This window comes from Bacillus hominis, from assembly GCF_030348325.1.
Classification (GTDB): Bacteria; Bacillota; Bacilli; order Bacillales; family Bacillaceae_G; genus Bacillus_A; species Bacillus_A hominis.
This window is the reverse complement of sequence record NZ_JAUCFS010000005.1, coordinates 2,680,355-2,706,048: the sequence shown is the minus strand read 5'-3', so window position 1 is coordinate 2,706,048 and position 25,694 is coordinate 2,680,355. Positions and strand designations below refer to the sequence as shown.

Sequence of the window (25,694 nt, the reverse complement as noted above, 5' to 3'; positions counted from 1 at the left end):
TTGTTTTGTTAATTTGTTGTTTTTACAATTAGTTAACAAATTAACAACATTGCGTTAATAATGTACCCGTACAATATGAATTAGGAGGTGGCAAGAATGCAAATAAAACTATCAAAAGCTGTGTTCTTTTTACTACCAGTTGGAATACCTCTAATTTTGTTTTGGATTATTCCGAATTTCATTAGTTTAGGTATTAGTTTTACTGATTGGGATTTTATGACGAATGATTTTAACTTTGTTGGTTTAGAAAACTATTTTAATTTATTTACACAAGATTCTTTTATGCAAGCATTGCTCAATACGTTTTATTTCGGAATTGGAACAGTCATTCCAACAATTGCATTGGGCTTAGGTTTCGCATTATTCTTCCGAAAAAAATTTAAAGGTTCTGCATTGTACCAATTAATGATCTTTTCACCTTGGGTAACGCCAACAATAGCTGTATCCATTGTGTGGTCACTCTTATATGAACCTCAATTTGGAGTTATTAATAAAGTTCTAAACTTTTTCGGAATACCAGGTTTGGACTGGCTTCAAAGTAGTCAAACAGCGATGTTAGCAGTCATTATTATGACGGTTTGGAAATTAGTTGGTTGGACAATGATCTTCTATATCGGTGCATTAGAAAAAGTTCCAGATAGTTTATATGAAGCAGCTAGTATTGATGGAGCAAATTCATGGCAGAAATTCCGATATGTAACACTGCCGATGGTTTCATCAACAACTTTCTTCTTAGTTGTCGTTAATACAATTTCTTCGGTGCAGGCTTACGATCAAATAAAAATTTTAACACAAGGTGGGCCTAGTGGTTCAACGCGTACGTTACTGTATTTATTCTTCCAACAAGGGTTTGAACAGTTTGATATGGGATCTGCAACGGCAATCGCATTTATCATACTAATCATTACAATTTTACTATCTGTTATTAACAAAATAATAGGTGATAAGTGGGTGAACTATTAAGGTGAATAATATGAAAAAAGGTCCATTAATCGTAAAGCATCTCTTTCTAGCGTTATCAAGTATACTATTTGTTTTTCCATTCATATGGATGGTACTTGGTTCGTTTAAAACATCTAGTGAAGTGTTACAAGGAGGTTTTTGGCCTAAGGAATTTCACTGGGAAAATTATCGTCAAGTATTAGATATCCTACCATTTAGCACATATTTATTTAATAGTTTCTATACTTCTTTCATCATTACTATATATGTACTTGTTTCGTCAGCACTTTTTGCTTATATGTTGGCATTTTATAAGTTTAAAGGTAAAAATATTACGTTTAGTGTTGTGATGGCAACCTATATGATCCCTGGAGCTGTATCATATGTTCCTGTATATGTAATGTTAGGGAAATTTGGGCTACTTGATTCACATTTTGGATACATGATTTCTATGGCTGTTAGCGTATTCGGTATTTTCTATTTAAAACAAACGTTCCACAAAGTTGGTTTTGAAATAGTAGAAGCAGCCAAAATTGATGGGGCAAGTGATTGGCGTATTCTTTGGAAGATTATCTTTCCAATGACACGATCATCATTTGTAACACTAGGATTGGTCACATTTATTGGTAATTATAATAATTACATGTGGCCAGCTCTTATATTGAAAGATAATACGCAAAAGTTAATTACGAATGGAATTGCTGATTATTTCATTAATAGTTCCTTAGGGCGAGATTGGTCACACATTATGGTTGCAAGTACAATCGCAACAGTTCCGCTCTTAATCGTATTTTTGATTCTGCAAAAATGGTTCTTATCTGGTGTTACTGATTCAGGAATAAAGGGGTAAATAAATATTAAAGGAGATTTGTGGGATGAAAAAACTATTCATGCTTCTAACAGTTATAACATTGTTTGTTAGTGCACTTGCGGGTTGTTCAGGCGGAAAAGGAAGTACGGTTAAAGCGAGTAAAGAAGGGGAGAAGGTTGTTGTTCCATTCATTAATGGAGTAGGGGGCTCTCTTGCAGATAGTGTAGATAAGATTGTGGAAGAATACAATAAAAGTCAGGACAAATATGTAGTGAAAACGACAAAAGCAGGTAGCTACGATGAGTCATATCAAAAGCTACAAAGTGGATTTGCAGCGAATAACCAAGAAGCAATTGCATTACTAGGTTCAGATGTCATTCAAGAATATGCTAAAAAGCAGTTAATCGTACCTATAGATGAATATGTTAAAAATGATACTAATTTCAAAAAAGAAGATTATGGAAAAGGGTTTATGGAGCAAGCAACAATTGACAATAAGTTATATGGCATTCCGTTTTACGGTACAACGCAAATTTTTTATTACAATAAAAAAGCATTAGCGGAGAATGGCTTTACAAAAGATGATTTAAAGACGTGGGAAGGTGTAGAAAAGGTAGCAAAAACAGTCGCAAAACGTGGTGAAAATGGAAATGTAACATATGCGGGCTGGATGCCGATGTGGGGCACATCAAACTTAATTGATGCGGTTCGCAGTGCTGGTGGAAATGTATTAAGCGAAGATGGTACAAAAGTATTAATTAACGATGACACTTGGGTTTCGGTATGGGAGAAATTCCGTACATGGCTACATGAAGATAAAATTATGAAAATACATTCAGGTGGAACTGGATGGGAATATTGGGATAAAACTGTAATTGATTTAGTTGAAGGTAGAACATTAGGATTTACAGGCTCATCTGGTGATCAAGGATTTGTTTTTAAATCATTAGGAAAAGGAATGACGGAAGAAGAACGCCTTAACACATTTGAAGCATTACCTCAGCCTGCTTGGGGTAATAATAAACCAGCGCCAAAACTAGAAACATATTTATTCACATTAACGAGAAACATTGATCCAGAAGTAGCAAAAGGCGCGTATGACTTTATGAAATTTGCGACAAGTACTGAGAAAACGGCTGAATGGTCAATGGCAACGGGTTATATCCCTGTTCGTAACAATGTAACAGATTATGGTCCATATGCTGAATTTGTTAAAAAACAACCACAAGCATTAGTTCCATTAGAACAAGCAAACAATAATGGAGTGGGACCATTTGTAGATCCAACGGGCGGGAAAATTAATGACGCTTTAAATGTAGCTAAAGATAAAGTAGAGATTGAAGGAGTTCCAGCGAAAAAAGCATTAGATGAAGCAGCTAAAGTTGCGCAAGAAGAGTTAGATAAAGTTCTGAAAAAGAAGAAGTAATATTACCAACATGAGGTGCTTTTGAACGAAGGAAGTGCCTCTAAAATTCCTTCATTAAAACGTAAAAGGTGTGAGAATGATGATCGAAATAACAAGTATGATAACACTTTCTCCATTCGTAAAAAATAAACATTGTTTCCAAATGGATGAAATTGATATTAAAAATTTCACATTAACTATTGATCAAGGGGACAGCCGGAAAATCCCGCTATTATTAATTTTGAGAGACCCTAACGGTTATGTACGTATACAATATCAAACTCCAATTGTAAATGAAAAACTAATCGTTTCGAAAGATTCAATGTTTTGCTCTGCTGGTTGTATTGGAGGAGAAATAGAGTCAGGTAATTGGGAATTAGAAGTCGTCTATATTCCTCATTGTGCAAAGAAAGCAGTAAAGTTTACCGGAGAAAAAGTTGACTACACAGTAAATATAGTAGTGAATGATCTGTTGGAACGAAAGTATAATAGAGATCATTTTTGTAAGGGAAATGTTTTTATTAATGAAGACCGTTTTAATAAGGTAGTAAATGAAGAACATCGCTGGTACAAAGGGGATTTTCATGAACATACAGATTTAACAGACGGCGAGATAGATGATGAACTTGGAATGCAAGTATGTGAAAAACAAGAATTAGATTTTTTATATGCGACGGAGCACAATATTGTTATGCCATCGTATCAAAAAGGAAACACATTAATTATACCATCTATGGAACTTACAACTCCTTACGGCCATTACAACATTTTTGGTATGAGGGAATACGTTGATTTTACAAAGTATGTAGATGAAGCATTTAGCGCTGAAAAAATGAATGCACTATTTTCACTCATGAAAGAAAAAGGTTATGTATTGAGTGTGAATCATCCGTTTATGAAGCCTTGGGCGAACCAAGTGAATATTAACTTAGAAAATGTTCATACGATGGAAATTATGTGTGATCCAACTTATAAAAAAAGTAAATCATCTACTTTAGAAGCTTTGCGTTGTTTCGATCAAATGTGGTCAAATGGTCTTAAAATCTGGGGAATAGGAGGAAGTGATTCTCATTTACATCCGTCTAAAACCTTCCCAGGATCAAAAGACCCATCAATTTACGGTGATCCAGGAACATATGTATTATGTAACGGTTTATCAATTAAAAACTTAAAATTTGCGATCAAAAACGGAAGAATTTATTTCTCTCGATTTAGAAAATTAGCGATAGACATTCAAAATGAGGGTGAAACGATTTATGTCGGTGATGAGGCTAAAGGAAATATTATTTACAACATTTCTTCTGACAAACTGTGTGAGTGGAGACTAATAATAAATGGGCAAATGATTGAACAAAAATCTGGCAGCAACGTAACTTTTGCATTTTCTTTAAATGAAGGGATGTACGCTAGAGTTGAAGGATGGGAAGAGGACGAGTTAGTAGCGTTTATTAATCCTATTCATAATAAAGTTCAGTATAAAAATATAAAAACATGGAATGAAGTTATAGGGGGAATAAAAGGTGAATAAAGCAATTATTTTTGATAAAGATGGAACATTAATACAGTTAGATTCAGTTTGGTACAAAATTGTGCATCGTGTGTTAGATGATATATTTCAAACGTATCCAAATGAAAAAAGTAAACGAGATGATTACTTATCGATTATTGGTATGAATGATAACGATTTTGAGAGTACGAGTTTACTAGCTTGTCGCACAAATTACTTTATTGCGGCTGCATGGTATTCGTTATTAGAAAATCAATATGTGAATAAAGAAGATTTTATTCAAAATGTATGTCTTCTATTTAAAAAGTACTCTACAGCAGATGATCTTGTATTTACAGAAGTGGAAGGTGCAAAGGAAACGTTACGATATTTAAAAGACAATGAATATATTATTGGGGTTGTTACGGCAGACGATGTTGATGCAGCGATTCATTCTCTAAAAATGACTGAGTTATATGATTATGTAGATTTTTTAGGTGCAGATGACGGTGTGAATAGAACAAAACCTGAAAGTGACTTTTATCATATGTTTAAAGAAAAATTTTCATTAACTGAAGAAGATGTGCTAATGGTAGGTGATACATTAACAGACGTTACATTTGCGAGAAATAGTAACATTAAAGTAGTGGGCGTCTTATCGGGTGCGAGCAGGAAGGAAGATTTAGAAGGGAAAGCGGATTATATTTTAGACAGTATGAAGGATATTTCGAAGATTTTATAAAACGTGCCCTGAGTATTTTCAAAAACAGTATTTATAAAAACAGCTCGAATTCTAGGAGGATATTATGGCTCAACTATCATTCAAAAACATTTACAAAAAATATGATCATGATGTGACAATCGTAAAAGATTTTAACCTAGAAGTAAATGATGGAGAATTTATCGTTTTGGTTGGCCCTTCAGGGTGTGGGAAATCTACAACATTACGTATGATTGCAGGACTTGAGGAGATTTCAGAGGGAGACTTTTATATTGACGGAAAACGTGTAAATGATATTTCGCCGAAAGATAGAGATATTGCAATGGTGTTTCAAAACTATGCACTTTATCCGCATATGAGTGTGTATGAAAACATGGCATTTGGATTAAAACTACGAAAGTATAGTAAAGAAGAAATTGATAAGCGTGTGCAACATGCAGCAAAAATTCTTGGGCTTGAGCAGTATTTAAGCCGAAAGCCAAAAGCACTTTCAGGTGGGCAGCGCCAGCGTGTTGCCTTAGGTCGAGCGATTGTTCGAAATGCAAAGGTATTTTTAATGGACGAGCCTTTATCAAACTTAGATGCGAAATTGCGCGTTCAAATGCGTGCTGAGATTACAAAATTACACAAGCACCTGCAAACAACAACTGTGTATGTTACACACGATCAAATAGAAGCTATGACGATGGCAACGCGCCTAGTTGTGCTAAAAGATGGTATTGTACAACAAGTCGGTACACCGAAAGAAGTGTATGATAATCCAGAGAATGTATTTGTTGGCGGATTCATTGGTTCTCCTGGAATGAATTTTTTCAAAGGAGTATTAACAGATAATGCAGTTATGATTGATAAGTGGAAAATTGAAGTGCCGGAAGAGAAGATGAAAGGCTTGCGAAATAACGGCTATACGAATAAAGAAATCATAATAGGAATACGTCCAGAAGACTTTTATTATGGAAAAGCAATCGAGGCTTTATCATATAACGCAAAAGTAACAGTACCGATTGATGTAGCAGAATTAATGGGGGCAGAAACATATCTATATTCTAATATTAATGGCCAATCCTTTGTAGCTCGTGTGGACACTTCTTTAGATGTACAAAGTCAATCAAATATAGAGCTCGGTTTAAATATGGACAAAGTTCATTATTTCGATTCAGAAACTGAGAAACGGATTGTTTTATCCCGCATTAACGGACAGTAAACGCCCACCTCAAAATTCGGTGAATACGAGAAGTTAGGCGGGAGGTAACTGCCCGTAAAAGCCCGATTGGTGAGGGCTAATAATCAGAGGGGATGGAAAAACTCCCCTCTGATTAAAGTTTCACTTTATAGATAATAATTAATATGATTATGCTTTTAGAATTGCTACAACTACTACAAATAAATGCATAGTAACACGGCCGATTATCCTTTAGATTACGGGAAATCGGCTTTTTTATATAAAAGATCGCTTAGTGTACGTTATCAAGAAATAAATTCAAAAAAACACTTGAAATATCAAGCTACTAACATATTGTATATGACTAATATGTTAGTAGCTTTTATTTTGGTAATGATTATTACAATTAGGATAGTTGATTAACTACACTTTAAATTGGTCTATTTTTTTTTGATGTATCCAGCGTATGATAACCAATCGTAAATCTAAGTCTTCCATTATAAGAGCTTATCCCCATTGTAAAGGATGGTACATAACCGTCCTCAGCTTGAACTTCACCAAACTAAATAGGTTCATTTGCTATCACTCTGGAAAAAAATTATACCCTGAACATAATACCTACTACTAACAATTTCGATTCTCTTCTGTTATAATATGAATTAGCAACATAAAGGAAAGGAATTAGAGAAAATGACCTTACAAAATACTAAAAATTTAAAAAAACAAGTTGCTCCTTTTGAAAAATCAACGATAAAAAAAAGTGTTTGGCAACTTATCAACACAATAGTACCATTTATTATTTTATGGTACCTTGCTTATAAAAGTTTGTCCGTTTCTTATTGGTTAGTATTAGTTCCATCTCTATTAGCCGCTGGATTTATGACACGAATTTTCATTATTTTTCATGATTGCACCCATTATTCTTTTTTTAAAAGTCGACGTGCAAATAGAATAGTTGGTACGTGTATGGGTGTTTTAACTTTATTCCCGTTTGATCAATGGGGGCATGAGCATTCCATTCATCACGCTACAAGTGGTAATTTGGATAAGCGAGGTACAGGAGATATTTGGACGCTTACAGTGAACGAATATTTAGCAGCGCCATTTAGACTCCGTTTAGCATATCGTTTATATCGCAACCCATTGGTTATGTTTGGGTTAGGTCCGATTTATGTTTTCCTGCTTAAAAATAGATTTAACCGAAAAGGTGCTAGAAAAAAAGAACGTATGAACACCTATTTGACGAATGTTTTAATCGTTGCTTTAGTAGGATTACTTTGCTGGGCAATCGGATGGCAATCGTTTCTTTTAGTACATGGTTCCATATTCTTAATAGCAGGTTCAATAGGTATTTGGTTGTTTTACGTACAGCACACATTTGAGGATTCTTATTTTGAAGAAGATAAAGAGTGGGAATATGTGAAAGCGGCAGTGGAAGGAAGTTCTTTTTATAAACTTCCAAAAATTCTGCAATTTCTAACTGGTAATATTGGATATCATCATGTTCACCATTTAAGTCCAAGAGTACCTAACTATAAGCTAGAAGAGGCACACAATAATACGCTTCCTTTAAAAAATGTACCAACGATTACTCTTGCTACTAGCTTGCGGTCAATCCGTTTCCGTCTTTGGGATGAGCAAAGTAACAATTTTGTTAGCTTTAAAGACCTCAAAAAATTAGTGAAAAACAATGTTTCTATTCAAGTGAAATCTGAACTATAACTTCATCGTATATGAATGACTCCCCTTAATCATTTTTGATTTAAGGGGAGTCTTTGTTTAAATGGTAAATGCCCGATAAGCAGCAAACTTAAATGATTCAAATTGTATTTGCGGAGGATAGAACATACTCATGCAAAGGAATTAATAAAAGAAGACGGTAAATATATTATGTTAACCATGGGGAACATCTGATATTACGCTTAGTCTCTGATAATATTTCAATAGACATGAAAATGATGTTATCGTAATAACAAGAGTACTTTAATCTGCAAAAAAAAATGACAATATGAGTTATTAAATTATTTTAAGATAATAAAAAGATAAACGGACAAATTCAATTATTCATGAATTTGTCCGTTTATCTTTTATTAACAGTGGGGGAGTATGTAAACCACTATTTAAATATAGTTAGTTAAAGTGATCTCCTTTACATATATTTATTACTTTTTCGTTTGTCCAGATAGTTCAACAGACTTTTGCGTACAACGTTGCATAGCTGAAATGATGGCTGTTCGTAAGCCTTTTTCCTCTAATATTGCTACAGCTTCTATTGTTGTCCCGCCTGGAGAACAAACCATATCTTTCAATGCACCTGGATGCATTCCTGTGTCCAGTACCATTTTTGCAGAGCCTAATACAGCTTGGGCCGCGAATTTATATGCTTGATTTCTTGGCATACCATCTAGTACAGCAGCATCTGCCATCGCTTCTATAATCATATATACGTATGCTGGTGAAGAGCCACTTACAGATGTTACAACGTCCATTAATTTTTCACTTACAATCTCTGTTTGACCAAAGCTATTGAAAATGTTTAGCACATCTTCTAAATCTTTTTCTGTAACCATTTCATTAGGGCATAATGCAGACATTCCTTCTCCAACAAGAGCAGGTGTATTAGGCATTACTCTTACAACCTTTAATTTTTTATCAAAAGATTCCTCTGTACTTTGGATGCTTTTTCCAGCAGCGATTGTTACGACTATAGCATCGTCTTTTATCTGCTCTTTTACTTCGTTAATTACTGAAGAATATAAGTCTGGTTTAATTGATAAAATTAAAATATCAGCATTTTTAGCGACTTCATTGTTGTCAGTAGTTGTAGTTAGTCCATATTGTTCACTAGCATTTTTTAAATTCGTCGTGTTTAAATCTGAACAAATGATTTTATTAGAAGACACTATATTTTTGTTTAGCATCCCACCAATTATAGCCATCCCCATATTTCCGCATCCGATAAATCCAATTTGTTTGTCCATAATAACTCAATCTTGCTCCTTTTATCATAAATTATATCGGTCTGATATTGTTATTCTAAAATAATAATGATATCTTCATGCAATATAAAGAAACATTCTAAGAGAATATATTCCTTTTTGCAACACCAAAAGTTAAAAATCAATTATATTCGACATTATGTAAATATATACACTATAATTTAAGGTTTTATATTTATGTATATGACTTAATATTATATCGATTTGTATTTTCATTCAGTAGATCAATAATTTCATACAAGTAACTTGCGGCTCTATTTATTTTTAAAAATACTACTTGACACCAAATCAAACTATATCGCATAATATAAAAAAATTAAACCGAAAATCGTTGAAGGGAAATAGTACATATGTCTTCTTGCGAAAGAGAGTGGAATTCACCGGCTGAAAGATTCCTCGCATAGAATATATCGAACCTATCTCTGAGTCTTAAATGAAAGTTTAGGCGTTCGCCTGCGTTATAGGCACCAAGTGGATATCTATGTATATCAATTAAGGTGGTACCGCGGAACAATGACCGTTTCGTCCTTTTTATTTTATTAAGGGCGAAGCGGTCATTTTTATTTTGTCCTCTAATACGATAGGTGCAGCATTGATGAGAAGAGACATAGCAGCAAATTGTATGAATAAAAGTGTGATTGATAAAAAACTTTGATTTTAGACTTGGGGGATATAAAAGTGAAAAAACAACGAATTGTTGTAAAGATTGGGAGCAGTTCCTTGGCAGCGAGTCATGGAGGCATCTCTAAAGAACAACTTTCAGATCACGTTGCCGCATTGGCACGACTGAAACAGGAAGGGCATGAAGTTTTGTTAATTACATCAGGAGCCGTCGCTGCAGGTTTTTCTGCTCTAGGGTATCCTAGCAGACCTGTGACAATTAAAGGGAAACAGGCTGCAGCAGCTGTCGGACAAAGTTTATTAATGCAGGCGTACACGGAGGAATTCCGTAAATACGGTATCGTTACTGCACAACTTTTACTAACGAGAAGTGATTTTTCTAGAAAAGAACAATACAGTAACGCTTACGCTACTTTAGGAGAGTTACTAAACCGTTCCGCTCTTCCTATAATCAATGAAAATGATTCCATTTCTTTAGAGGAGCTGACGTTCGGTGATAATGATATGCTGTCAGCTTTAGTAAGCGGACTTGTGTCGGCGGATATACTTATGATTTTTACCGATGTGAACGGTTTATATGACCAAAATCCTCAAAAAAATGCGGACGCGAAAAAATATTATTTCCTTCCTGAGGTAACAGAAGAAATTGCTTCTCTTACTGGAGATGCTGGTTCAAAACTTGGGACTGGCGGTATGAAATCAAAAATCGATGCTGCAAAGACGGCACTATCTCTTGGAGTAAGTGTATTTATCGGAACAGGACGTGGACAGGAGAAGTTTTTAGATGTTTTGAAGGGCAAAGGTGATGGAACGTATATCGGTAATGCTCCTCAAAAAGTAATTAAGATGAACAAGCAATGGATTGCCTTGCATTCGCTTGTTAGCGGACAAATTGAAGTAGATGCTGGGGCGGCTACTGCCATCATTCAGCATGGTAAGAGTTTACTTCCAGCTGGTGTTACGAATGTATCAGGATTTTTCCAAGTGGGTGAAGTTGTAGAGGTTGTAACGCAACAAGGGCGCGTAATAGGAAAAGGACAATGCACATATAGTGCAGAGGAACTAAGAGATGTAAAAGGTATGCAAAGCCAAGATATTCAAGTAAGAGGCGAGAGACATAGTTATGAAGTCATCCATAGGGATCATTGGGTTTCACTTTAAAAAGGAGGAAATGAAAATGAATGAAGTGTTGGCAAAGGGGATAAAAGCAAAAGAGGTTGCTAGAGAACTTGTGCTTAAAACTACAGATCAAAAAAATGAAGCACTTGCTGCAATTGCTAATCAGCTGATAGTAGAAACAGCTTATATTTTAGAAGAAAACAAACGGGATATTGAAGAAGGTAAGGAGAAAGGATTTTCTCATTCACTCCTTGATCGCCTTATGCTGACTGAGCAGCGTATTGTTGATATGACAGAGGGTATTAAGCAGTTAATTGATTTACGTGATCCTGTTGGAGAATGTGTAAGTGCATGGGAACGACCAAATGGACTATCTATTCAGGAGATGCGTGTACCACTTGGTGTTGTCGGGATGATTTACGAGGCAAGGCCGAATGTGACAGTGGATGCTGCTACAATTTGTTTGAAAACAGGAAACGCAGTAATACTGCGTGGTAGTTCTTCTGCTATTCATTCTAATAAAGCGATCGTTGCTGTAATTCACCGAGCGCTCAAACAAACGAGCTTGCCTCCAGAAAGCGTACAGCTCATAGAAGATACAACGCGAGATAGTGCAAAGCAGTTGTTTACATTAAATGAGTACTTGGACGTTCTTATCCCAAGAGGTGGCAAGCAGTTAATCGATACTGTAGTGAGAGAAGCGTCTGTTCCAGTACTTGAAACAGGTGCGGGAAATTGTCATATTTTCATTGATGAAACAGCGGATAAACAAATGGCATTTAATATTATTATAAACGCAAAAACGCAACGTCCATCTGTATGTAATGCGATTGAAACGATTATACTTCATGAGAAGTGGGCGCAGCAATTTGGTAGCGAATTGTTTTCTTCCTTGAAGGAAAGAGGCGTGGAGATACGTGGTGATAAGAATGCATTGGCAATTGATTCATCTATTGCATTAGCTTCAGAAGAGGACTGGGAAACAGAATTTTTATCTCTCACGCTGGCAGTTAAAGTGGTTTCTTCAGTTGAAGAAGCGATTCATCACATAAATACGTATGGATCCATGCATTCCGAAGCGATTATTACAGAAAACGAGGAAAACGTCAGCAAGTTTTTCACATCTGTTGATGCCGCGGCGCTTTACCATAATGCATCGACTCGTTTTACAGATGGATCTGAATTCGGATTCGGCGCAGAAATTGGTATCAGTACACAAAAGCTACATGTAAGGGGGCCAATGGGGCTTCCTGCATTGACTTCTACAAAATATGTGATTCGTGGAAATGGACAGATTCGAAAATAAAAGAACAAGTAATAATATGAAGACACCCAATTCAGTTTGAGTGTCTTTTGTTATTACAATTATTCATTTACCACACAAAAAGCCCTACAAGCATAGCACTTAATAAAGAAACAGCCATCCCGCTCACAAGAAGTTTCCAAACATTTTTACCGATTATTGCTGATTTTCCCCCGCCAAATAATGAATTGAAAGTTCCGTAAATCATACCTACTGTACTAAAGTTAGCAAAAGAAGCTAGAAACGTTGTTGCAACGGCAATCGTATGAGGTTGTAAAGACTTTAAATTTGATTTTAAATCCATCATGGCAACAAATTCATTCGTTGTTATTTTAATCCCCATTAGTTCAGCTACATACATAGCATCTTTTCCTGATAAACCGAGTAAAAAAGCGAAGGGACTAAAGATAATTGAGAAGATTTTTTGAATTGTTAATCCTGTTACAAAAAAGCTCAAAATCCCATTTAAACATGCTGTTAAAGCTACATATCCAATTACCATAGCTAAAATAACGATAACCATATTCATCCCGACTAACATACTGTTTGAAATAGTAGAAAAGAAATCTTTTTTTTCATTTTTTGAAGGTTTATAAATAACATCTTCTTCTTTCGTAACTTCAATAGGATTTAAAACATTGGCTAAAATTAATGCGTTTATACAGTTTAAAGGAATAGCGCTGAAAATATACGTTGCTGGAACCATTGATAGATAAGCACCAAGAATGGATCCGCTGACGCTACTCATACTCATAATTCCAAAAGTCAACAAACGATTTTCTTTTAACACAGATAATTGATCACGAACAACTGCAAGTGCTTCCGTATTTCCCAAAAACATCATTTGAATGGAAAAGAAGCTTTCTAACTTTGGTAAACGAGAAATCTTTGAAATAATCGCACCAACTTTATCAATAATCCAAGTTAAGATTCCAAAATACGAGAGAATATCAAAGAAAGTGATAACAAAAATGATCGGAAGTAATGCGCTAAAGAAGAAATCAACTGTTTGATTTTCCATAGCTGAAGGAAATGCAAATCGAATTCCTTCATTCGCACATGATAGTAACCAACTGAAAAATGACGCAATTTTATTAATGATAATACTGCCCAATTTTGTGCCTAACATAAACCACGTAATAAAAAGCTCCAATATGATGAGAATAACGATTGGTCTCCATTTTATTTTTCTTTTATTAGGCGAACATAGGAAAACGATTAATATGACAACGAAAATCCCTAACATATTTAATATAAAATGCATATCAACAACTCCTTGAGGCTTATTATTTGTATATAAAAAAGCCTCTATTCTTCCAAATTTGGATTATGATCAGAAGTTATGAAGAATGTAAATTATGTTTGGGATCAATCTATTTCAATTAATGTACTAAAAATTAATGTTTTTTCACTTTATAAAGTATATTTATTAGTAATGTAAAGCAACAAAATAAATATATTGACGGAACGAAGGACAACTAATAATTGCATCCATTTTTAAATTGTTTAGGTGAAATACCAGTATGTTTTTTAAAGACCTTTGTAAAGTGACTTTGGTCATGGAAATTTAATAGTGTGGAGATTTCGGATATAGAATGTTTTGTATAGGCCATTAAGCTTTTTGACTCATTTATCTTAGCATGTTGAATATATTCGCCTAATGAAATTCCTACTTCTTTTTTGAAAAGGGAAGATAGATAACTAGGATTTAATGCGACTATTTCTGCTAGATGGGATAGTGTAATATCTTCGTAAAGGTGAGTAAATATATAATTTTGACATATGTTTATGGGTTTTGAATGTTTTTGCATCTTCCCATTTTTAACTCGTTCTGAGAACTCAAGTAAAGCATTCTCCAAAAATGGGGAAATGGCTTCACTTTTTTTTATTTCTTCGAGTTTTTGAATAAATAAATCACTGAGGGTATATGCGATTTCAGGGAATAGTCCACCATCTATAGCCGATCTAGTCGCAAGTGTAATTGCTGCGATAGCAGAATTCTTCTGGCTTCGCAGGTGACTTGTTTTTGATAACACCCCAAGAGCTCCTGATTCAGGTAATCTTCTTAGGTTTTGAATTAAATCATCCTTTTTTCCTTCTTTAATACACTCAAATATTTTCCTTTCAACTAGTGGATCGATATGAGTTAATGTACTTTGACGTTGCTCCGATATTTGTATATCGGGCTGTTCAATCTCAAAATCATCCTTTTTTAACAGTATATTTTTTTGCAAAATATCAGCAACATCTAATTTTTGTTGATACAGCATGTAATAAAGAACCATACTTATATTTAAAAACTTCAAGTTGCTTAAAACAGGGAGAGATTGATAATATCGAATCATTTCCTCTTTGTCTATTTTTAGTTGAAGATCATTAACGATTCCTTTAATTGAGATTTCTGATAACCTGGAATAAAGGACTGGTCCAACGATGATATTCCCACTCAGTTGATCGTTTAAACGTAAGTTAATTGAGAAAAAATTTTCAAGAAAGGCAGTCTCTTCAAGTACCGGAAAAGTATAGGGTGCATTTCCACTAAATAGTTGATTAAATAACGCCTCTTTTGAAGAATACAACGGGTTATGCTGAAAATTGGGCGAGCTTTCAAATGCCAAATCTCCCTTGTTATCAATGAAAAAGATAGGTGTTTTATGTATGTCAAAGACCAGCTTACAAATATAATATAAATCTTCAAGTTTGGAGCAATTCATTATTTTAACCTCTATTCATTAAACATCAGCCGATAAGTGTACAAATTAAAAGCAACATAAACTCCTCTCTTAAGCAAAGGTTTTACAATAAGAGGGTACAGCTCATGGTTACTCTGCAAAGTAACCACAAATATAATCAGCTAAAATTTTTACCAGTATTCTAAAAAATATACCATAATATCTAAATAATAATAACTATAATAACGATAAGAAAGCGTTTACTTAATTATTTTTTAGGAGGGCTATCATGAAAAGGGATATTAAGAATATCATTTCACAAATGACATTAGAGGAAAAGGCAAGTCTATGTTCTGGATTAGACTTTTGGAATACAAAAGGAATTGAGCGATTAGGGATTCCTTCCATTATGGTAACTGATGGGCCACACGGGCTTAGAAAACAGGCAGAGGGGGCAGATCATTTAGGGATTTATGACAGTATTCCATCGACTTGTTTCCCTTCAGCAGTAGGATTAGCAAGTACATGGAATAAAGACTTAATAAAACAAGTAGGAGTTGCATTAGGAGAAGAATGTCAGGCTGAAAATGTAGGTGTTCTCCTTGGACCAGGCGCAAATATTAAACGTTCGCCGTTATGCGGAAGAAACTTTGAATATTTTTCAGAGGACCCGTATTTATCATCACAAATGGCTGCAAATCATGTTAAAGGCGTACAAAGTCAAGGAATTGGAACGTCATTAAAACATTTCGCTGCTAATAATCAGGAGCATCGTAGAATGTCTATAGATGCAATTGTCGATGAAAGAACATTGCGCGAAATCTATCTTGCTAGCTTTGAAGATGTCATTAAGGAAGCACAGCCTTGGACAGTAATGAGCGCTTACAACAAGGTAAATGGTGAATACGCTTCGGAAAATAGCTATTTATTAAATGATATTTTAAAAGATGAATGGGGATTTGAAGGTTTTGTCGTTTCTGATTGGGGTGCAGTAAATGAGCGTGTTGCAAGTTTAGCTAACGGTTTGGAGTTAGAAATGCCTTCAAGCTTTGGAATTGGTGAGAAGAAAATTGTCGACGCAGTTAACTGTGGTGAGCTATCTGTAGAAAAGCTTGATCAAGCAGTAGAACGACTACTTTACATTATTTTTAAAGCTTATGATAACCAATTAGAAAACGCTGTATATAGTAAGGACACACATCATCAGCTTGCAAGAGAAGTTGCAAGTGAAAGTATGGTTATGTTACAAAATGAAGATTCCATTCTTCCGCTGAAAAAAGAGGGAACGGTAGCGGTAATTGGAGGATTTGCAAAGCAACCACGTTTTCAAGGCGGCGGAAGCTCTCATATTAATCCAACAAAACTTGAAAGTATTCTCGAAGAAATTGAAACTGTATCAGGTGAAAAAACGAACATATTATTTGCCCAAGGCTATGATATTGCTAGTGATGATGTAAATGAAAGCATGGTTAATGAAGCGAAAAAAATAGCAGAGCGAGCAGATACAGCGGTCCTTTTCGTTGGACTTCCAGATCGTTATGAATCTGAAGGATTTGATCGGAAACATTTACAGATGCCAGAAAATCACGTGCAATTAATTGAGGCTATCGCTGAAGTTCAAAGTAATATCGTTGTAGTTTTAAGTAATGGTGCTCCAATTGAAATGCCATGGATAGGTAAAGTAAAAGGAATACTTGAAGGATATTTAGGTGGCCAAGCATTAGGCGGAGCAATTGCTGATTTATTATTTGGTGATGCGAACCCAAGCGGAAAATTAGCAGAAACATTCCCAAAAGTTTTAAGCGATAATCCGTCTTACTTAAACTTCCCTGGTGAAGTTGACAAAGTGGAATACAAAGAAGGTATGTTCGTCGGATACCGTTATTACGATGCGAAAAATATTAAACCGTTGTTCCCATTTGGTTTTGGGTTAAGCTATACAAATTTTGAGTATAGTAATCTCTCAATAAATAAGAAAGAAATAAAGGATACGGAGACTGTTTCTGTCAGTGTTAACGTGAAAAATACTGGTAGTACGGCGGGGAAAGAAATTGTTCAGCTTTATATAAAAGATGTTGAAAGCAGTATGACTCGTCCTGAAAAAGAGCTAAAAGGATTTGAAAAAGTAGAATTGCAGCCGGGAGAAGAAAAAACAGTTAACTTTACTTTAAATAAAAGGTCATTTGCTTATTATAATGTTGAATTGAAGGACTGGCATGTGGAAACAGGTGAATTTGAAATTTTAGTAGGAAAGTCTTCAAAAGAGATCGTTTTACAAGATAACGTGTATATTCAATCAACGACTATAATTCGAAAACCAGTACATCGTAATACTTTACTAGGGGACATATTTGCGGACCCAATTTTAGCACCAATCGCAAAAGGACTTATGGAAAAAGCATTAAAAGATAGCCCGTTTGGTAGTATGACTGAAGGGGATAGTGATGCCTCTGAAATGATGGATGCTATGCTGAACTATATGCCATTACGAGCATTAGTAAATTTTAGTGCAGGTGCTTTCACAGAAGAAATGTTGAGTGAAATCATTGGGCTATTGAACGATGCGCAGATGAATCGATAGGTGTGAATGAACTTTTTATCCCGTATTAATGGCCCGGAAATGCCCGAGTGGTTTGGGTTAATAACCAGTGAGGGATGGACAAAATCTCACTGATTAAAGTTTTATGTAGGACGTTTCTCCAACAAAAAAAAGAAAATGAGAGTTAGAATCTCATTTTCTTTTTTTGTACTTATTCTGCTAAATATAGAATCATATGCTTGTCTATCATCTTTAATCAGCGTTTATAAATAGGAACGATGAGATGGCCACGAACCTTGGAGTTTACGAATTTGTATAATTTGACCTGTATGATAAGCATCGTGCAATAGGATATTCATATATTGTTGCCAAACCGGTAGAGAAGGACTTGGTTGATCCAGTTCTGCTTCTTGAAGGGATGTTAATGAAGATTGTAAGGCATCATGTACTTGAAGCGTTCGCTTCACTGTTTGCTGCCAAGCATCCTCATCATTAGGTCCACCTTGGACAAACGTGTCATCATTATTTTGTGGAGCAACAAATGTGTCATCTTGATGTAAGCGGGAAAGTAAGCGCTCTTTAAAGGTTAGTAAATGGTTTGCATTTTCCCAAATCGTATTACTGGCCTTTCCTTCTGGTTGCCAACATGCTTGTGCAGCGGTAAGATTCTTTAACGCTTCTGATATCGGTGGGTACCATTCTTCTTCGTAAAAAACTTGCTTGACTCCATTTTGCAACATTTCTTTTTTACTCATTCGTATAGCCTCCTTAACTATGAGATAGACGAACAATAAGTGTTAGAGAAATTAGGTAGAAACGTACATACTTATCATCTGATTGATATTTGGAAGTTTCTAAAAGAACAATATGACGCCGTTGTAGCAATTGCATAAATAAACTTATGCTTTCTAAATCATTTTTCTTACTGCACTAAATTCTCCTTTCTCTTCAAGAAACCTGCCTCATAGTTGAACAAGAAAATCAACTGCAGCTTAAATTTTAAAAATTGTATCGGGATAAATTTCGGGATGTTTCAAAATTCTAAAAATTTAGAAGGTATAATTCGATAAATGTAGAATTTAATACATAGCAAATAAGGAGGGGATAAAATGGAAGTCTTTCACGTAACGAGTAGAAAAAGGGAAACATACAACGTTCAAATGAAGTATTCGATACTTTTCGAATGTGCACTTGGCATAGCAGCAATTACTCATAAGAGGTTAATAGACACGCTTGAAAAATCTCAAAGCGAATGGGAAGAAATAAGACAATCATTATCAGAAGAGATGAGAGAGCATTTACAGTTTGTCGAAGAACATAATACGTGGAAAGCATTGCTTCAGTTATTGTATGAGGGAGACTATAAGAAATTATCACAGTTTATTGCAAATATTGATGCATTTTCAGAAGAAGATTTGAAATATATATGTTTACCGTTTTTAGGAGAGATGTATCAGGCGAAAAGACGTTTAGCAGCTAGCGGTGAAGTTTCAGCTGTACAAGAACTAGTGGAGCTAACGCATGAACATCAATTTTTTTCTACGTATATTGAGTTTATATGTAATGTAGACGTCCAGTTATTAAAGAGGCATTTAATTAATGTTATGACAGGATGGTATGAGGGTGTTATTAAGAAAGAGGAGGAGCGACTACTCTCTATAATAGAGAGAGATTATGAAGCAAAGATTGAAATGAATAAAAAGATGAAACCGGAAGAGTTTGTTGAGTGGGCAACAGGTGGAGTTATATATATGCCAGAGCCAAGTGTGCATTACGTACTCCTTATTCCGCAAATAACATATAGGCCGTGGAACATCGAAGCAGATATTGAAGATACGAAAGTGTTTCATTATCCGGTCGCAAACGAAAGTATACATCCGGAAGACCCATATGAGCCGAGCTATTTTTTAGTACATAAACATAAGGCGCTCGGGGATGAGGCAAGGCTCCGTATCGTAAAACTACTATTTGAACAAGAGCGTACGCTGCAAGAAATAACGGAAAGATTACAACTTGGGAAATCAACAGTACATCACCACTTAAAATTATTACGTTCCGCAAAGTTAGTTGATATTCATGACGGCAAATATGTGTTGAGAAAGAAAGCAGTCCAGTCTTTAGCGAAAGAATTAGAAGTATTTTTAAATAGATAATATACAACGAGAATGTACATAAAGGGAGGAATTTAATAGAAAAGTTGGTGCGTTATAGTGGAAAATGTATTGAAAAATCGTTCATTCTTTTTTATGTGGATTGGTAGCGCGATTTCAGAATTGGGCGGGGCTTTCGGAACGTTATGTAATTCAATTCTTGTATATGAGTTAACAGGATCAAAAACAGCATTAAGCAGTATGTGGTTATTATATTTTATCCCGTCTCTCATACTGCAACTAATAAGCGGACCATTTATAGATAAATGGAGCCGAAAGTGGATTATGATTTTTTCGCAATGGATGCGGGCATCTGCTTTCTTACTACCTTTAATGATGTTAGTTACTGGTAATATAGAAGTTTGGCACGTGTATGTCGTTCAAATAATAATCGGGCTCATTACACCGCTTTATACACCTGCAAGTCAAGCAATTACACCGAGCATTGTAAGTAAAGAGCAGCTTCAAGACGCAAACGCGTATATAGATGGGATGACTCGTCTCATGATGTTTTTTGCGCCAGTATTAGGTGGTATCGTCATTAATTTTATTGGAATGAAGCTTACACTATTTTTTGTGTGCGTTTGTCTATGCATTAGTGGAGGATTATTACTTTTCATTAAAGAAAAGAGGACAAAGCAAGAACTTCGAAAAACGTGGCTAGAGCAATTTCTTCACGGTTTTACATACTTCTTCACAAAACCAGTAATTGTTTGGCTCGGTGTCTTTCTTACTTTCGTTCAATTTGGAGTAGGAGTAACGATGGTTACAAACCTGCCTTATATAAAAGATGAGTTGTCAGCAGGATATGCGGAGTACGGTTACTTCATGGCAGGTTTCCCACTTGGCTATGTAGTTGGATCAATATTAGTCGGAAAAGTAACATATAAAAGTCGGCGCATACTTATGTTTGGAGGATTGTTTATAGGGGGACTTACTTACATTTCGCTAGGCTTTAATCATAGTATTGTAATTGCGGTAATAATTGAAGTGATTGCAGGTATTTGCATTGCATTTTTCAATGTTCATAACACGACGATATGCCAACAAACAGTCCCGAACAATATGATAGGAAAAGTATTTTCAGTGCGACTATTTTTCATACGATCCGCTATGCCATTAGGTGTGTTATTAGGGGGAATACTGAGTGAAATGTGGGGAGTAAGAGTATTATACTTTATCATCGGCTCGATTATATGTTTCACTTCTTTAATAGGAATATTGCTTCCATATTTCAAATTTTTAGATGAGGCGATTGAGGAGAAGTCAGCATAATTCTAAAAATTTAAAACTTTATAATTGAAAATAATTATCATAATCAATTATAATGGAAGAATACTAGTATTCGTATTACAAAAAGGGAGTGGGATATATGTTTATCGAAACTAAGACATTTACAGTAAAAGAAGGTACATCTGATATAGTAGTGCAGCATTTCACTGGAGAAGGAATTATTGAAAAATTTGAAGGATTCATCGATTTAAGTGTGCTCGTGAAAAAAGTAAGACGAGGAGACGAAGAAGTTGTAGTTATGATCCGCTGGGAATCGGAAGAAGCATGGAAAAACTGGGAAACGAGTGAAGAACATTTAGCTGGACATAGAGCAGGCCGCGGTAAACCGAAACCTGATCATATCATTAACGTTGAACATGGTGTTTATTATGTGAAATCATCGAAAGCGGCTTATCAGCAGTCGTAAAAATACATTTGTTTAACTATATTCTTTCAAATATATAACCATCTATCTGTTTATTGATAGATGGTTATTAACATTGAATAAAGAGAATGAATTGCATGTGGTGTAAGAAGAATTAACGGACAGGTTAAAACTAGAAATGTTATAATGTGACTCGATCAGTGAGAAGATTAGGAGTGGTAATAGTGGTTCAATCGATAGTTCATATTGCATTAGTAGTAAAAGACTATGATGAGGCAATAGAGTTTTATACAAAGAAACTAAATTTCACATTAGTTGAGGATATTTATCAGCCAGAGGAAAACAAACGCTGGGTAGTGGTATCTCCTCCAGGTTCAGTCGGCACCACAATATTATTAGCTAGGGCATCTAAACCTGAGCAAGAGCCCTTTATTGGTAACCAATCAGGAGGTAGAGTATTTCTTTTCTTAAATACTGACGATTTTTGGAGAGATTATAATGAAATGATTTCAAGAGGAATAGAATTTGTGAGAGAACCGAAAGAGCAATCATATGGAATTGTTGCAGTGTTTAAGGATTTATACGGGAATTTATGGGATCTGTTGCAACTAAAGAATGAGCACCCAATTGCACGAAGGCTTAATAGAAAGCAATTTGATTAAGCATTTCACAAGTATGTGAAAATAAAATAGAGCTCGGTATGTAACAATTAGCAGTGTGCATCTTTGATGACTTAATAAATAAACTGTTTTTAGGGGATACGAGAGAGCGCATCTCTTCAGCAGTTTTCTTGATTGAGTGGGTTTTACTCAATTTGGAGAATAGAATGGCTATTATAATTGTTATCTTATATGGGTAAATCGATATTATATGTCTAATTTTTCATATAATTACATTAACTGTATTCCAAATATTGCATTTCAAAAAGCGTTCTAGACTATAGGGAAAAGTATTAGACTATTAAAAAATAGTCTTAGACTGAACACTTGAATACCTTTCCTTAAATATTTAAGTGTTATCAATAGGGGGCTATATAATTCCTGTTTAAAAGGAGATGAGTGAATGAGGTTAAATCATTTGAATCTTTGTGTTGATGATTTATCAGAAGCTAGACATTTCTTTGAAACATTTTTTGATTTTCAATTTTTGGAACAAAAGGGAAAGGCACTTGTAGTAATGAGTGATGAGAGTGGATTTATACTCGTGTTAAGTGATCCAAAAGCATTCAAGGGGAAAAACGACGTTACATATCCTGAAGCTTTTCATATTGGTTTTTTAGTGGAAACTTCAAATGAAGTTGATCAAGCATATAATCGTTTAGTAGCTGGTGGTATTGAAATAGACAAGGAACCTTATTCAATGAGAGGTAGTAGTTATGGTTTTTATTTTACAATGTTTAATGGTTTGTTAATTGAAGTATCTTGCCTTGACTATAGAGATGGTAAGAAAGTCTCAAAACTCAATAGCAATCAACAAGAGTAATTGTTTGAAGAGGTAAATATAGCCCCTTATCCAGTTTGGAAAGGGGCTTGATCATTTTATTCGCTTTTTTAATGGAATACCAAAGTAAAAAATAAACGAATTTTAGTCAGAAATCTGACTTGTGAGACAGCTTCTTTATTAATCTATAATGTAAGTTGTGATGTTTTTAATTACTTGGTTTGAACCATTTCAGGTACTTCGAATTATTACTTGGCTAAAAAATGTTTCTTAACAGCGAAAAAGTCGAAAGTATAAAAACGGGAAACCATTATATTTGGGTTTCCCTCTAATTTACTCAATTTTCAACATTAAAATTTAGCAGAGCCAAAAATATAAATAGTAAGCGTGAATATAGTAAGGATACACCGATTATGGCAGCAAATGATTGGGAGTTTATCATTATTTTACGAAATAGAGGAAGATGTTTTGTATGATAAGTGAAAATCTAAATCATTTGTGAACGAGAGTGTAGTCACCTTAAACCAAATATTGTAGGTTTAAAATAAAATTTGATAAAAGGTCTATTTTGTAGGGGAATTACTTATGCATAAAATAAAACTAATTTTTTGTATTCTGTTGCTATAAACTTTTGCGAGAGTTGGAAAATAGATTCGCAAATGAACCGGATTTTCAACCTGATGTGGTGATGAGGTGCGAAACGATTATGAGTGCAGTGAAATAACTAGGAGGTTTTCATTATGACAGCTTCATATAAAGCTATGGCGTTCCAGCTGAAAACTGAACGACTTGACCTGAATATGTGGGAGGAGTCCGATGCAGTCTGGCTGAGAAAATTAATTGGCGAACGTGGTGTGAACATGCCAACCATTGACTCCGTTCGTAGCAATCTTATAGAGATGCGCAAGAAAGCAACCGAAAATGGCATATCCCTTCTCACGATTCGTAGGCGAGACGAATGCGATATAATCGGATATTGTGGCTTAATTATCGGTCGTTCCACACTTGAAGAGCCAGAGATTGCATATGAGTTGTTCCGCAGTGTTCATCGTAATGGCTATGCGACTGAGGCAGCATCCGCTGTGCTGGAGGCTGCGATTGCTACGGGGCGCCAAAGACTTTGGTCGACTGTAGGTGCTTGGAATGTTGCGTCCTTCCGGGTATTAGAAAAGATAGGATTTAAGCGGCATCACAGTACGTGGGACGAGCGCGGTGAGATTGTTTGGAACGTGCGCGATCTGTAGAGATCCTGATTAAATTCGGAACAATGAAAAATGTAAAAGAAAGCCCCTATGTTAGATTACTCAGTCATCTAACATAGGGGATTTTCCTTATAGTAAAATATTGATTTCGTATATATTTAAGTGTAATAGTCTGTCTTTCACATTAATTTTTTATATCATCATATAATTGGAGTGCCTCTTTTACATTCAATCCATTCTTAACAATACCATGTATCGCTTGAATCATCGCAGCTGGATGCTCGGACTGCCATATGTTTCGGCCCATGTCTACTCCAATTGCACCTTCTTGCAGTGCATTGTACGTAATGTTTAATGCATCTTCGATTGAATCTAATTTCGGCCCGCCAGCGATTACGACTGGGGCAGGGCATGTGCTCGTTATTTTTTCGAATCCTTCGCAGTAATACGTTTTAATAATGTCAGCGCCCATTTCAACGCATACACGGGAAGCGAGTGCGAGGAACCGTGCCTCTCGTTTTTGCAACTCTTTGGCAACTGCGGTAATACCGAGTACTGGCAGGCCGTAATCGTGAGCTTCAGAGACTACGTTTGCGAGATTTGAAACAGTTTGTGTTTCATAATCTGATCCAACAAAGACAGAAACACCGACGCCAATTGCGTTCTGTTTTACTGCTTCTTTCACAGGTGTAACAATTGTTTCATTCGCTAAATCTTTGCCGACGACAGTAGCTCCGCCTGATACACGCATAACCATCGGTGTGCTGCAGTTTTCAGGAATGCAAGAGCTGAGTACACCTCTCGTTAAAAAGAGGGAGTCTGTATATGGAAGCAAGTTTTTAACTGTTTCTAACGGTTGTTCTAGTCCGTGAATCGGTCCTAAAAAGTAACCGTGATCGATCGCTAACATCACCGCTCTGCCATCAGGTAAAATTGTATTTAATCGATTTTTAAATCCCCAAGTCATTCGAAATCACTCCTTCGTTAATGTTGGATTTTCAGTTTGTACAGTATCTTTATTTGGTAAATGCGGTGACTTTATAAAAACAGCTTTAAAAGGCTTATCGGAATGGTTAATAAGATAGTGTGATTCATGAGGGCGAACTTGCAAGACATCACCTTGTTTGATTGGAACTCTTTCGTTATTTATATAGAAATCTATTTCGCCTTCTAACGCATAAAAGACTTCTTCGCACGTTGTATGATAATGATTTTGAAACTCTTGCCCAGGCTGAATAACGACTAGGCCAAGATCAATATTTGGACCTTGTAATAAATATTTAGGTCCGTTATCACCGAAGCGATAGGTGAAGTCATCTTCATTTACCTTAAGCATAGAAATCACTCCTTTATCCCGCGTTAATGTGCAGTAAAACTCCCATCTCAAAATTTGGCTGGAGCAAAGAAGTTAGGGGGAGATCAACTGCCCGTAAACGCCCGATTGGTTCAACTAATAATCAGTGGG

Annotated in this window: 22 protein-coding genes and 1 other annotated feature; of the genes, 16 read left to right on the top strand and 6 right to left on the bottom strand. The window is 35.4% G+C overall.

The annotated features are described in order from the left end of the window. Positions 1 to 96 precede the first annotated feature (96 nt). The 7 genes from QUF93_RS16530 (at position 97) to desA (ending at position 8,249) form a co-directional block, all read left to right on the top strand. Positions 97 to 963: a carbohydrate ABC transporter permease gene (locus QUF93_RS16530; protein WP_078182215.1), complete on the top strand. Its 867-nt coding sequence runs from the start codon at positions 97 to 99 to the stop codon at positions 961 to 963. A 10-nt stretch (positions 964 to 973) separates the two neighbouring features. Further along, complete coding sequence (locus QUF93_RS16525; RefSeq protein WP_289359497.1) at positions 974 to 1,792, top strand: carbohydrate ABC transporter permease; 819 nt, start codon at positions 974 to 976, stop codon at positions 1,790 to 1,792. Between the two features lie 25 nt (positions 1,793 to 1,817). Beyond that, positions 1,818 to 3,179, top strand: coding sequence for an extracellular solute-binding protein (locus QUF93_RS16520; protein WP_289359496.1), 1,362 nt, complete (start codon positions 1,818 to 1,820; stop codon positions 3,177 to 3,179). Between the two features lie 79 nt (positions 3,180 to 3,258). Beyond that, the gene (locus tag QUF93_RS16515) at positions 3,259 to 4,686 is read left to right on the top strand and encodes a CehA/McbA family metallohydrolase (RefSeq protein ID WP_289359495.1); all 1,428 of its coding nucleotides are present in this window, start codon (positions 3,259 to 3,261) and stop codon (positions 4,684 to 4,686) included. Then, positions 4,679 to 5,386, top strand: coding sequence for an HAD family hydrolase (locus tag QUF93_RS16510; protein WP_289359494.1), 708 nt, complete (start codon positions 4,679 to 4,681; stop codon positions 5,384 to 5,386). Before QUF93_RS16515 ends, QUF93_RS16510 begins: the two co-directional genes overlap by 8 nt. Before the next feature lie 64 nt (positions 5,387 to 5,450). Next, positions 5,451 to 6,569 (top strand): ABC transporter ATP-binding protein, encoded by a 1,119-nt coding sequence (locus tag QUF93_RS16505; RefSeq protein ID WP_289359493.1) that lies wholly within the window; start codon positions 5,451 to 5,453, stop codon positions 6,567 to 6,569. A gap of 648 nt (positions 6,570 to 7,217) precedes the next feature. Beyond that, complete coding sequence (gene desA / locus QUF93_RS16500; protein WP_289359492.1) at positions 7,218 to 8,249, top strand: Delta(5) desaturase DesA; 1,032 nt, start codon at positions 7,218 to 7,220, stop codon at positions 8,247 to 8,249. A 440-nt stretch (positions 8,250 to 8,689) separates the two neighbouring features. Here desA and proC read toward each other — a convergent pair whose 3' ends face one another. After that, on the bottom strand, positions 8,690 to 9,508 hold the full coding sequence (proC, locus tag QUF93_RS16495) for a pyrroline-5-carboxylate reductase (RefSeq protein WP_289359491.1): 819 nt from the start codon (positions 9,506 to 9,508) through the stop codon (positions 8,690 to 8,692). A 340-nt stretch (positions 9,509 to 9,848) separates the two neighbouring features. Next, positions 9,849 to 10,059, top strand: a binding site (T-box leader). A gap of 145 nt (positions 10,060 to 10,204) precedes the next feature. Here proC and proB point away from each other — a divergent pair. Next, positions 10,205 to 11,308: a glutamate 5-kinase gene (gene proB, locus QUF93_RS16490; RefSeq protein ID WP_289359490.1), complete on the top strand. Its 1,104-nt coding sequence runs from the start codon at positions 10,205 to 10,207 to the stop codon at positions 11,306 to 11,308. 16 nt (positions 11,309 to 11,324) lie between these two features. Continuing rightward, a complete protein-coding gene (locus tag QUF93_RS16485) occupies positions 11,325 to 12,572 on the top strand; it encodes a glutamate-5-semialdehyde dehydrogenase (RefSeq protein ID WP_289359489.1) in 1,248 nt (415 codons plus the stop codon). A gap of 67 nt (positions 12,573 to 12,639) precedes the next feature. Here QUF93_RS16485 and QUF93_RS16480 read toward each other — a convergent pair whose 3' ends face one another. Together QUF93_RS16480 and QUF93_RS16475 are read right to left on the bottom strand one after the other, a co-directional pair. After that, positions 12,640 to 13,833, bottom strand: a complete 1,194-nt coding sequence (locus tag QUF93_RS16480; RefSeq protein WP_289359488.1) for a purine nucleoside transport protein NupG — start codon at positions 13,831 to 13,833, stop codon at positions 12,640 to 12,642. Between the two features lie 214 nt (positions 13,834 to 14,047). Beyond that, positions 14,048 to 15,283: a helix-turn-helix domain-containing protein gene (locus QUF93_RS16475; RefSeq protein ID WP_289359487.1), complete on the bottom strand. Its 1,236-nt coding sequence runs from the start codon at positions 15,281 to 15,283 to the stop codon at positions 14,048 to 14,050. A gap of 247 nt (positions 15,284 to 15,530) precedes the next feature. Between QUF93_RS16475 and QUF93_RS16470 the strand changes: the two genes are divergently transcribed. Continuing rightward, positions 15,531 to 17,822: a glycoside hydrolase family 3 C-terminal domain-containing protein gene (locus QUF93_RS16470; RefSeq protein WP_289359486.1), complete on the top strand. Its 2,292-nt coding sequence runs from the start codon at positions 15,531 to 15,533 to the stop codon at positions 17,820 to 17,822. Between the two features lie 221 nt (positions 17,823 to 18,043). Here QUF93_RS16470 and QUF93_RS16465 read toward each other — a convergent pair whose 3' ends face one another. Continuing rightward, positions 18,044 to 18,535, bottom strand: coding sequence for a DinB family protein (locus QUF93_RS16465; protein ID WP_289359485.1), 492 nt, complete (start codon positions 18,533 to 18,535; stop codon positions 18,044 to 18,046). A gap of 354 nt (positions 18,536 to 18,889) precedes the next feature. Between QUF93_RS16465 and QUF93_RS16460 the strand changes: the two genes are divergently transcribed. The 6 genes from QUF93_RS16460 to QUF93_RS16435 all read left to right on the top strand — a co-directional run bounded on the left by QUF93_RS16460 (position 18,890) and on the right by QUF93_RS16435 (position 24,271). After that, positions 18,890 to 19,933, top strand: coding sequence for an ArsR/SmtB family transcription factor (locus QUF93_RS16460; protein ID WP_289359484.1), 1,044 nt, complete (start codon positions 18,890 to 18,892; stop codon positions 19,931 to 19,933). A gap of 57 nt (positions 19,934 to 19,990) precedes the next feature. Next, positions 19,991 to 21,205 carry an MFS transporter gene (locus QUF93_RS16455; protein ID WP_289375755.1) on the top strand — a complete coding sequence of 405 codons (1,215 nt, stop codon included), beginning with the start codon at positions 19,991 to 19,993 and terminating at the stop codon, positions 21,203 to 21,205. 97 nt (positions 21,206 to 21,302) lie between these two features. Further along, positions 21,303 to 21,629 carry a heme-degrading monooxygenase HmoA gene (gene hmoA / locus QUF93_RS16450; protein ID WP_289359482.1) on the top strand — a complete coding sequence of 109 codons (327 nt, stop codon included), beginning with the start codon at positions 21,303 to 21,305 and terminating at the stop codon, positions 21,627 to 21,629. 182 nt (positions 21,630 to 21,811) lie between these two features. After that, a complete protein-coding gene (locus tag QUF93_RS16445; RefSeq protein WP_289359481.1) occupies positions 21,812 to 22,249 on the top strand; it encodes a VOC family protein in 438 nt (145 codons plus the stop codon). Between the two features lie 400 nt (positions 22,250 to 22,649). Further along, positions 22,650 to 23,069 (top strand): VOC family protein, encoded by a 420-nt coding sequence (locus tag QUF93_RS16440; RefSeq protein ID WP_289359480.1) that lies wholly within the window; start codon positions 22,650 to 22,652, stop codon positions 23,067 to 23,069. Positions 23,070 to 23,767: 698 nt separating this feature from the next. Continuing rightward, positions 23,768 to 24,271 carry a GNAT family N-acetyltransferase gene (locus QUF93_RS16435; protein WP_289359479.1) on the top strand — a complete coding sequence of 168 codons (504 nt, stop codon included), beginning with the start codon at positions 23,768 to 23,770 and terminating at the stop codon, positions 24,269 to 24,271. A 142-nt stretch (positions 24,272 to 24,413) separates the two neighbouring features. Here the strand turns inward: QUF93_RS16435 and lsrF are convergent, their stop codons facing one another. Together lsrF and QUF93_RS16425 are read right to left on the bottom strand one after the other, a co-directional pair. Then, positions 24,414 to 25,196, bottom strand: a complete 783-nt coding sequence (gene lsrF, locus QUF93_RS16430) for a 3-hydroxy-5-phosphonooxypentane-2,4-dione thiolase (protein ID WP_000219777.1) — start codon at positions 25,194 to 25,196, stop codon at positions 24,414 to 24,416. A gap of 6 nt (positions 25,197 to 25,202) precedes the next feature. Next, the gene (locus tag QUF93_RS16425) at positions 25,203 to 25,565 is read right to left on the bottom strand and encodes a cupin domain-containing protein (RefSeq protein ID WP_002120251.1); all 363 of its coding nucleotides are present in this window, start codon (positions 25,563 to 25,565) and stop codon (positions 25,203 to 25,205) included. Between the last annotated feature and the right edge of the window lie 129 nt (positions 25,566 to 25,694).